1 protein-coding gene is annotated in these 2,040 nt (G+C 69.4%); it reads left to right on the top strand.

Going from position 1 to position 2,040, the window contains the following annotated elements:
• The coding region (locus ABZ318_RS39500) for a methylmalonyl-CoA mutase family protein (protein ID WP_356907237.1) at positions 1–1,990 on the top strand (1,990 nt) is incomplete at its 5' end.
• Positions 1,991–2,040: the final 50 nt, after the last annotated feature.

The following is a 2,040-nucleotide window of genomic DNA, read 5'->3' as shown; positions in this document are numbered from 1 at the left end:
GCGCCACTCCTCCGGCATCCGGCAGGTCGTGCCCGCCGACCGGGTCCGCTACCTCACCGAGATCAGCGAGACCGTCCGCACGTACCACGCGGAGACCGAGCGCCTCGTCGAGGCGGCGCGCCGGGTGCAGCGCCTGGACACGGTCAAGGCCGAGCTCGCCCGGGCCGAGTACGACGACGCCGGGGTGGACGCGCTGCTCACGGACGCCCGCAAGCGGCTCCCCCACGAGGTGGCGGACCAGATCGAGAAGTGGCCGGCCGTCGTGGAGTCGTACTCCGGCGACGAGCAGGTCGTGCGGATCCGGGACAAGGAGATCCGCACCAAGCTGACCCGCGAGTCGTTGTCGGGCAACAAGATCCCGCGCGTGGCCCTGCCCCGGTTCACCGACCACGGCGAGCTGGTGCGCTTCTGGCGCCGCGAGAACCTGCCCGGTCGGTTCCCCTTCACCGCCGGGGTGTTCCCCTTCAAGCGCGACGGCGAGGACCCCGCGCGGATGTTCGCCGGCGAGGGCGACCCGTTCCGCACCAACCGGCGGTTCAAGCTGCTGTCCGAGGGCCAGCCGGCCACCCGGCTCTCCACCGCCTTCGACTCGGTCACGCTGTACGGCCGCGACCCCGGCGAGCGCCCCGACATCTACGGCAAGGTCGGCACCTCCGGCGTCTCGGTCGCGACCCTCGACGACATGAAGACGCTCTACGACGGCTTCGACCTGATCGCGCCGACGACCTCGGTGTCGATGACGATCAACGGACCGGCCCCGACGGTGCTCGCGTTCTTCCTCAACACGGCCGTGGACCAGCAGCTCGACAGGTTCCGCGCCGCAGAGGGCCGCGAGCCCTCCGCCGACGAGGTGGCCGAGCTGCGCGCCCACGCGCTCGCCACCGTGCGCGGCACGGTCCAGGCGGACATCCTCAAGGAGGACCAGGGCCAGAACACCTGCCTGTTCTCCACCGAGTTCTCGCTGCGGATGATGGCCGACATCCAGGAGTGGTTCATCGCGAACAAGGTCCGCAACTTCTACTCGGTGTCCATCTCCGGCTACCACATCGCCGAAGCCGGCGCGAACCCGATCAGCCAGCTCGCCTTCACGCTCGCCAACGGCTTCACGTACGTCGAGACGTACCTGGCCCGCGGCATGGACGTCGACGACTTCGCCCCGAACCTGTCGTTCTTCTTCTCCAACGGCATGGACCCCGAGTACTCCGTCCTCGGCCGCGTCGCCCGCCGCATCTGGGCGGTGGCGATGAAGGAGAAGTACGGCGCCAACGAGCGCTCCCAGAAGCTGAAGTACCACGTCCAGACCTCCGGACGCTCCCTGCACGCCCAGGAGATGGACTTCAACGACATCCGCACCACCCTCCAGGCGCTCATCGCCATCTACGACAACTGCAACAGCCTGCACACCAACGCCTACGACGAGGCCGTCACCACCCCCACCGAGGAATCGGTTCGCCGCGCCCTGGCCATCCAGCTCATCATCAACAGGGAGTGGGGCCTGGCGATGAACGAGAACCCCCTGCAGGGGTCGTTCATCATCGACGAGCTCACCGACCTGGTGGAGGAGGCCGTGCTCCAGGAGTTCGAGCGCATCAGCGAGCGCGGCGGCGTGCTCGGCGCGATGGAGACCGGTTACCAGCGCGGTCGCATCCAGGACGAGTCGATGCTCTACGAGCAGCGCAAGCACGACGGCACGCTGCCCATCATCGGCGTCAACACCTTCCGCAACCCCCACGCGGACACCGCCGAGCCCGGCACCGTCGAACTCGCCCGCGCCACCGAACACGAGAAGCGGTCCCAGCTGGAACGGGTGCAGGACTTCCAGACCCGCCACCACGACCAGGCCCACACGGCCCTGGCCGCCCTCAAGGAGGCCGCGGTCAGCGGCGAGAACGCCTTCGCCGTCCTCATGGACGCCGCCCGTGTCTGCACCCTCCAGCAGATCACCGAGGCGTTCTTCGAGGTCGGCGGCCAGTACCGCCGCAACGTCTGACGCGGCCCCGCGCCGTACGCGGGCGCGGCGGTCCGGCCCGGCGGTGCACC

It is taken from the genome of Streptomyces sp. NPDC006197 (assembly GCF_040613865.1).
In the GTDB taxonomy this organism is placed as follows: domain Bacteria; phylum Actinomycetota; class Actinomycetes; order Streptomycetales; family Streptomycetaceae; genus Streptomyces.
This window is presented reverse-complemented; position numbering and strand designations above follow the sequence as displayed.